Source organism: Streptomyces sp. NPDC048275 (assembly GCF_040652275.1).
GTDB lineage: Bacteria > Actinomycetota > Actinomycetes > Streptomycetales > Streptomycetaceae > Streptomyces.
The window spans coordinates 1-6294 of record NZ_JBEZLR010000194.1; the positions used below are offsets into that span (position 1 = coordinate 1).

Genomic DNA, 6294 nt, shown 5'->3' on the forward strand with positions numbered 1-6294 from the left:
ACAGCTACGGCACCTCGCCGCGTTGTCGGAACGTCCGCATACATCCAGTATGCGGACGTCCCTCCGCCTTGCGATGCACCGCATCTGACGCCGCGCGCTGATCAGCCGCCCTTCCGCAAGGAGCGCGCGCGTTGAGTGAATAGTGATTCACCACTAGGGTGAATCACTATTCACCGATGTGCGCGTCGACTCCTGGAGTGTTCATGGCGGCACTGCGTGATCGGCTGACGGTCCCGGTCCTCGCGTTCGGCGGGATTCTCATGGCCGTCATGCAGACGGTGGTGGTGCCGCTGCTGCCCGACCTGCCGCGACTGACCGGAGCATCGGCGGGCGCCGTGTCCTGGATGGTGACGGCGACGCTGCTGGCGGGAGCGGTCCTGACCCCTGTACTGGGGCGCGCCGGCGACATGTACGGCAAGAAGCGCGTGCTGCTCCTCGCCCTCGGGATGATGACGCTGGGCGCGCTGATGTGCGCCCTCACGTCCGACATCCGTGTGCTCATCGCGGCGCGCGCCCTGCAGGGTGCGGCGGCGGCCGTCGTACCGCTGTCGATCAGCATCCTGCGGGACGAACTGCCGCCCGACCGTACGGGTTCCGCGGTGGCGCTGATGAGCTCCACCGTGGGAATCGGTGCCGCGCTGGGCCTGCCGCTCGCCGCGCTGATCGTCCAGTACGCCAACTGGCACGTCATGTTCTGGGCGACGACCGCGCTCGGCGCCATCGGAACGACGCTGGCCTGGTGGTCGGTGCGCGAGTCGCCCGTCCGCGAGCCGGGCCGCTTCGACACACTCGGCGCGCTGGGCCTGGCCGTGGGACTCTCCTGCCTGCTGCTGGGTGTCTCGCAGGGCGGTCAATGGGGCTGGACCAGCCCCCGGATCCTGGGCCTGCTCGTCGGCTGCGTCTGCGTCCTCGGCCTGTGGTGGGCGCAACAGCTGCGCGCCCGACGCCCGCTGGTCGACCTGAAGCTGGCCACCAGCCCACGGGTCGCCCTGCCCCACGTAGCCGCGCTGCTGACCGGATTCGCCTTCTACGCCAACTCCCTGGTGACGGCGCAGCTGGTGCAGGCGCCCAAGGAGACCGGCTACGGACTCGGGCTGTCCATCGTGGCGACGGGTCTGATCATGCTGCCCGGCGGGGTGATCATGCTGCTGCTCTCGCCCGTCTCGGCGCGTCTCTCGGCGGCCCGCGGCGCCCGCGTGACGCTGGCCGTCGGGACCCTGATCATCGCCCTCGGCTATGGCATACGCATCATCGACAGCCGCGATCTATGGGTGATCATTCTGGCCTCCGCGGTCTGCGCCACGGGCACCACCCTCTCCTACTCCGCCCTGCCCACCCTGATCCTGCGTGCCGTGCCCGCCGGGCAGACCGCGTCGGCGAACGGCGTCAACGTGCTGATGCGCACCATCGGGCAGGCCGTGAGCAGCGCCGCCGTCGCGGCCATCCTCGTCCACCACACCAGCCTGGTCGGCGGCGCCCCGATAGCGACGCTGCACGGCTATCTGCTGGCTTTCGCCATGGCGGGTACGGTCGCCCTGGTGGCCTGTGCCGCCGCCCTCGTCATCCCCGCCGACCCCGCCATCCCGGGCGCCCGACGGACCTCCACCGGTACGGAAGCGCCTCGCGACGAGGCGCTGGAAGGAGCATGAGCACCGTGACCACCCCGCCCCCCGGCCTCACGGCACCCGCTGCCGCCGCCGCGCCGCGCCGCGACGCCGAGGCGACGAAGGCGGCGATCCTCCGGGCGGCCCGCCATCTGCTGGCCAGGTACGCCCACGCGGACATCACGCTCAAGGCGATCGCCGACCGGGCGGGCGTGAGTGCGCCGCTGATCCTCAAGTACTTCGGCAACAAGGACGCGCTCTTCGCGCGGGTCATGTCCTTCGAGACGGACGCGACCGGCCTCCTGGACGCGCCCCTCGAGGACCTCGGCCGCCACATGGTCCGCCAACTGCTGGTCGGCCAGGCCCAGCACGGCGCCGACCCGATCCTGCGGATCATTTTCGCCCCGCTCCAGGGCGAGCAGGGCGACATACTGCGCGCCAACTTCCGCGCCCAGGTCAGCGACCGTCTCGCCCTGCGCCTCACCGGCCCCGACGCGGGCCTGCGCGCCGAACTCGTCCTCAGCACCCTGCTCGGCCTCGGCGTGATGTACGGCATCGCGCGGGGCACCCGTCTGCGCGCGACCGCGATCGAGGACATCATCGACCGCTACGGCCCGACGGTGCAGGCACTCCTGACGCCGTGAGGCCGGTGGCCCTGACGCGCCCGCCGACGCACACCTATGATCCGTGATCATGAAGACTTTCACGTACACGAACGCCACTGACAGCGCAGGGGAGTTGGCTGCTCAGCAGCCCGGACTCCTCGACACCATGTCGACGATGCGCGCGATGCGCCGGCTCAAGCCGGACCCCGTTCCGCGCGCGGTGCTGGAACAACTCGTACAGGCCGCCGTGTGGGGGCCCAGCGGCGGGAACATGCAGTGCTACGAGTACGTCGTCGTCACCGACCCCGACGTCATGACGCGCCTCGCACCCCTGTGGCGCCGGTGCGTGGACGCGTACCTGGCGACCACCGGCAAGTACGCGCCCGAGGGCATGGACGAGGCGGCGTACGCGCGGATGGTGGCCGCCATCGAGTACCAGCGCGACCACTTCGCCGAAACCCCCGCACTGGTCATCCCCTGCTATCGCTTCCCGGAGCCGCGCCTCGACCCGGACGGCCTGCGGATCTGGGCCGAGGAACTCGGTCCGGAAGCGAGCGCCCGCATGGGTGCCGGACAGGAGCGCTTCGCCGCCCTCGCGGAGGGCTCGTGCGTCTACCCGGGCGTGCAGAACCTGCTGCTCGCCGCGCGCGGCCTCGGTCTCGCCGCCAACCTCACCATCTGGCACCTCTTCCTCGAAGAGGAGTGGAAGCGGGAGCTGGACATCCCCGAGGACATGCGGACCTTCGCCGTCGTCCCCGTCGGGTGGCCCGTCGGAAGGTTCGGTCCGGTGCGGCGGCGGCCGGTCGCCGACGTCGTTCACTGGGACCGCTGGTAGCGCGTAGGGCGGTGGTCAGTTCACTCCGTGCGGCCGGAACTGGATGCTGATCCGCGGTCCGGCCGCACGTGCCGTCTTGGGAATGGCGTGCTCCCAGGTGCGCTGGCAGGAGCCGCCCATCACGATCAGGTCGCCGTGTCCGAGGGGGCGCCGTACGGTGTCCCCGCCGTGGCGCGGGCGCAGCAGCAGGTCACGCGGGGCGCCCACGGAGAGAATCGCGACCATGGTGTCCTCCCGCGCGCCCCGCCCGATCCGGTCCCCGTGCCAGGCCACGCTGTCACGGCCGTCCCGGTAGTAGCAAAGACCCGCTGTGGTGAAGGGTTCGCCCAGCTCATCGGCGTAGTGCGCGGACAGCGCGTCCCGTGCCTCGTCGAGGACCGGGTGCGGCAGCGTGTCGCCGGCCCGGTAGTAGGCGAGCAGCCGCGGTACGTCCACCACGTGCTCGTACATCTGCCGGCGCTCCGCCCGCCACGGCACCTCGGCGACGAGCCGCGCGAAGAGCGCGTCGGCCCCACCGAGCCACAGGGGCATCAGGTCGATCCAGGCCCCGTCACCCAGCACGGTCCTGTGCAGCCCGGTCAACGGACCGAGGTGGGTCTCGTCGGTCTGGTCGAAGAGTGAGCCCTGGAGGTGCGTGGACATGCGTCCAGGGTACCTCGTAATCGAATATCTGTTCCATATCTTGTCGGCTTTGCCGTCCCCCGCGACGCAGAAGGGGCCCCTGCCGGGTGGCGGGGCCCCTTCGTTCTCCCTGTGCTCAGTGCTGCTGCGCCTTCTGCGGTGTCACCTCGCTGGGGCGTACCACGACGAAGTCGTCGCCGTCCAGCTTGAGCTGTACGGCCTCGCCGGAGCCACCGCGGATCATCGAGCCGATCGACTGTGAGCGGTGCAGCGAGGTGTGCAGATGGGCGGTCCAGCCGACGACCGCGTCCGTATCGACGTACACCGGCTGTTGCGGCGATACGGGGATGACCAGCGGGTTGCCGTCACAGACGAGGCCCAGCCTGCCGTGGCCGCTGAAGACGCTGTTGAACAGGCCGCCGCCGGTGACGCCCGCGCCCTTCACGGTCTTTATCTCGTACGACAGCGTGGAATCGAAGCACAGGACATGGCGGCCGTTGACGGTGAACACGTCGCCCGGCTCGATATCGACGATGAAGCAGTTCTGCGCCTCGTGCGCGAACCAGGCCTCGCCCTGCCCGCGTACGGTCATCAGCGGAAGTCCCTCGCCGGTGACCGCCCGCTTGAGCATGCCGCCCACGCCCTGGCCCTTGCGCTCGAACTGGAGATTCCCCCGGTAGGCGACCATCGCCCCCTGGCGTGCGAGCATGTCGCCGTTGACGGCGTACTTGATCGACTTGGCGTTCTGGATGGTCATGCCCGGCGCGACGGCGGGCTGCACCATGTGGTCACTGGAAAAGAGATCACCCTTCATGCGGGCATCTTGGCCCGGAGGGCTTCGTTCCGCCAGATCGTGCGCATCCAGGCGTGGTTGGGGATGCGCGAAGGGCCGGTCCGGGTGAACCCGACCGGCCCCTACGGCAGTTGTCAGGCGGCGACGGCCTGGCTGTGGAGGCGCTCGACGACCTCGGCGAGCTGGCCCGCGACCTCGGCGTCGTCGACCGGGTGGGTGTCGGCGAACCGGGTCACGGAGCCGGGGATGGAGAGTTTGACGTCTTCCAGGACGGTGCCGCCGGCGATGCCCACGGCCTTGCGGGCCTCGTCCTGTGCCCAGACGCCGCCGAACTGGCCGAACGCGGTGCCGATCACGGCGACCGGCTTGCCGGTGAAGGCGCCGGCGCCGTAGGGGCGCGACAGCCAGTCGATGGCGTTCTTCAGGACGGCCGGGATCGTGCCGTTGTACTCCGGCGAGAAGAGCAGGAAGCCGTCGGCCTGGCCGGCGGCCTCACGCAGCCGGACGGCGGCGGCGGGCACGCTGCCCTCGACGTCGAGGTCCTCGTTGTAGAAGGGGATCTCGGCCAGTCCTTCGAACAGCTCGATCTCGGCACCCTCGGGGGCGAGCTTGACGGCGGCCTCCGCGAGCTGGCGGTTGTGGGAGCCGGCGCGCAGGCTGCCGACGAGCGCGAGGATACGTACGGACATGGGTAACTCCCGGGGACGAAACAATGCGGCAACAAAACGGACCGAGGTCCGTTGAATTTTGTATCACTGTAGCGGACCGCGGTCCAGTTATCCCGGTGTGCCGTTACGCTGTGTTCATGTCCACCCCACTTCCGCCGTTCCCGAAGCGGCAGGAACCCTCCGAAGAGCCTGTTCCGCTGGAGCTGACGTCCAGGCCGGACGGGCCGCAGCTGCGGGCCGACGCCGCCCGCAACCGCGCGCGTCTGCTGGAGGCCGCGGCCCGCCTGGTGGCGGAGCACGGGGTGGCCAACGTGACGATGGACGCCGTGGCCTGCGCGGCCTCGGTGGGAAAGGGAACCGTCTTCCGGCGCTTCGGCGATCGCACCGGCCTGCTGATGGCTCTCCTCGACCACACCGAGCAGCAGTTCCAGGCCGCCTTCCTCAGCGGCCCACCCCCACTGGGCCCCGGCGCGTCACCGGTGGACCGCCTGCATGCCTTCGGCTGCCGTGCCCTGCGCCTGACCTCCGATCAGCTGGACCTGCACCTCGCCGCCGAATCGGACGCCTCCCGTCGCTTCAACTCCGCTCCGTACCGCGTTCGCTTCACCCATGTCGCCATGCTCCTGCGCGAGGCCGTCCCGACCGCCGACATCGAACTCCTCGCCCAGACCCTCATGGGCTACCTGGAAGCCGCCCTCATCCACCACTTGACCCGGCAGCGGGGGATGACCATCGAGCGGCTCGAGGCCGGCTGGTACGACCTGGTGACCCGCAGCGCCTGCCCGGTTGAACGAGGTTGAGTCAGACGCCGATGTCCACCAGCGGCGCCGTCTTGCCGATACCGGCGTCGCCCTCCAGCACCATGACGCCGCCCAGACCTTCGCGCAGAGCAGCTCGGTGACACGGGTCCATTCACTCGGTGGCGCGTGCGCCGAGTCCCGGTTTTGAGGTTCGTCCGGGTACTCCAATGGGCCAGCGCCGATCGCGGACGCCCGGCTCGGCGCGGAGCATGAGGAGCGGGCCCCGTAGGCCCTGTCGTCACATTCCCGCCTGCCTCGCGACGCCATGCACGCCCTCTCGCCGCACCGGGCGCAGACCCACGTACACCACAGCTTCGGCGCCGGCAAGGGACGCAAGGGCGTCGTCGTGATGGTGACGCTCGGCACCG

7 protein-coding genes are annotated in these 6294 nt (G+C 70.2%); 4 read left to right on the forward strand and 3 right to left on the reverse strand.

Annotation, left to right across the window (positions count from 1 at the left end):
• Positions 1–203: 203 nt before the first annotated feature.
• The 3 genes from AB0D57_RS46840 (at position 204) to AB0D57_RS46850 (ending at position 3044) form a co-directional block, all read left to right on the forward strand.
• A complete protein-coding gene (locus AB0D57_RS46840; RefSeq protein ID WP_362088634.1) occupies positions 204–1649 on the forward strand; it encodes an MDR family MFS transporter in 1446 nt (481 codons plus the stop codon).
• Positions 1646–2248 (forward strand): TetR family transcriptional regulator, encoded by a 603-nt coding sequence (locus AB0D57_RS46845; protein WP_362088635.1) that lies wholly within the window; start codon positions 1646–1648, stop codon positions 2246–2248. The genes AB0D57_RS46840 and AB0D57_RS46845 overlap by 4 nt, the downstream gene beginning before the upstream one ends.
• A gap of 127 nt (positions 2249–2375) precedes the next feature.
• Positions 2376–3044, forward strand: coding sequence for a nitroreductase family protein (locus AB0D57_RS46850; protein WP_362088640.1), 669 nt, complete (start codon positions 2376–2378; stop codon positions 3042–3044).
• A 15-nt stretch (positions 3045–3059) separates the two neighbouring features.
• Here AB0D57_RS46850 and AB0D57_RS46855 read toward each other — a convergent pair whose 3' ends face one another.
• The 3 genes from AB0D57_RS46855 to AB0D57_RS46865 form a co-directional block, all read right to left on the reverse strand.
• Complete coding sequence (locus AB0D57_RS46855) at positions 3060–3686, reverse strand: alpha-ketoglutarate-dependent dioxygenase AlkB (protein ID WP_362088636.1); 627 nt, start codon at positions 3684–3686, stop codon at positions 3060–3062.
• Positions 3687–3801: 115 nt separating this feature from the next.
• The gene (locus AB0D57_RS46860) at positions 3802–4479 is read right to left on the reverse strand and encodes an AIM24 family protein (RefSeq protein ID WP_362088637.1); all 678 of its coding nucleotides are present in this window, start codon (positions 4477–4479) and stop codon (positions 3802–3804) included.
• Positions 4480–4592: 113 nt separating this feature from the next.
• Positions 4593–5147 (reverse strand): NAD(P)H-dependent oxidoreductase, encoded by a 555-nt coding sequence (locus AB0D57_RS46865; RefSeq protein WP_362088638.1) that lies wholly within the window; start codon positions 5145–5147, stop codon positions 4593–4595.
• A 116-nt stretch (positions 5148–5263) separates the two neighbouring features.
• Between AB0D57_RS46865 and AB0D57_RS46870 the strand changes: the two genes are divergently transcribed.
• Positions 5264–5926, forward strand: coding sequence for a TetR/AcrR family transcriptional regulator (locus tag AB0D57_RS46870; RefSeq protein WP_362088639.1), 663 nt, complete (start codon positions 5264–5266; stop codon positions 5924–5926).
• Positions 5927–6294: the final 368 nt, after the last annotated feature.

Bases quoted from the DNA above. Each gene is read 5' to 3' on its own strand.
- AB0D57_RS46850 (WP_362088640.1), top strand. From the start codon at position 2,376: ATGTCGACGATGCGCGCGATGCGCCGGCTCAAGCCGGACCCCGTTCCG.
- AB0D57_RS46840 (WP_362088634.1), top strand. From the start codon at position 204: ATGGCGGCACTGCGTGATCGGCTGACGGTCCCGGTCCTCGCGTTCGGC.
- AB0D57_RS46870 (WP_362088639.1), top strand. From the start codon at position 5,264: ATGTCCACCCCACTTCCGCCGTTCCCGAAGCGGCAGGAACCCTCCGAA.
- AB0D57_RS46855 (WP_362088636.1), bottom strand. From the start codon at position 3,686: ATGTCCACGCACCTCCAGGGCTCACTCTTCGACCAGACCGACGAGACC.
- AB0D57_RS46865 (WP_362088638.1), bottom strand. From the start codon at position 5,147: ATGTCCGTACGTATCCTCGCGCTCGTCGGCAGCCTGCGCGCCGGCTCC.
- AB0D57_RS46860 (WP_362088637.1), bottom strand. From the start codon at position 4,479: ATGAAGGGTGATCTCTTTTCCAGTGACCACATGGTGCAGCCCGCCGTC.
- AB0D57_RS46845 (WP_362088635.1), top strand. From the start codon at position 1,646: ATGAGCACCGTGACCACCCCGCCCCCCGGCCTCACGGCACCCGCTGCC.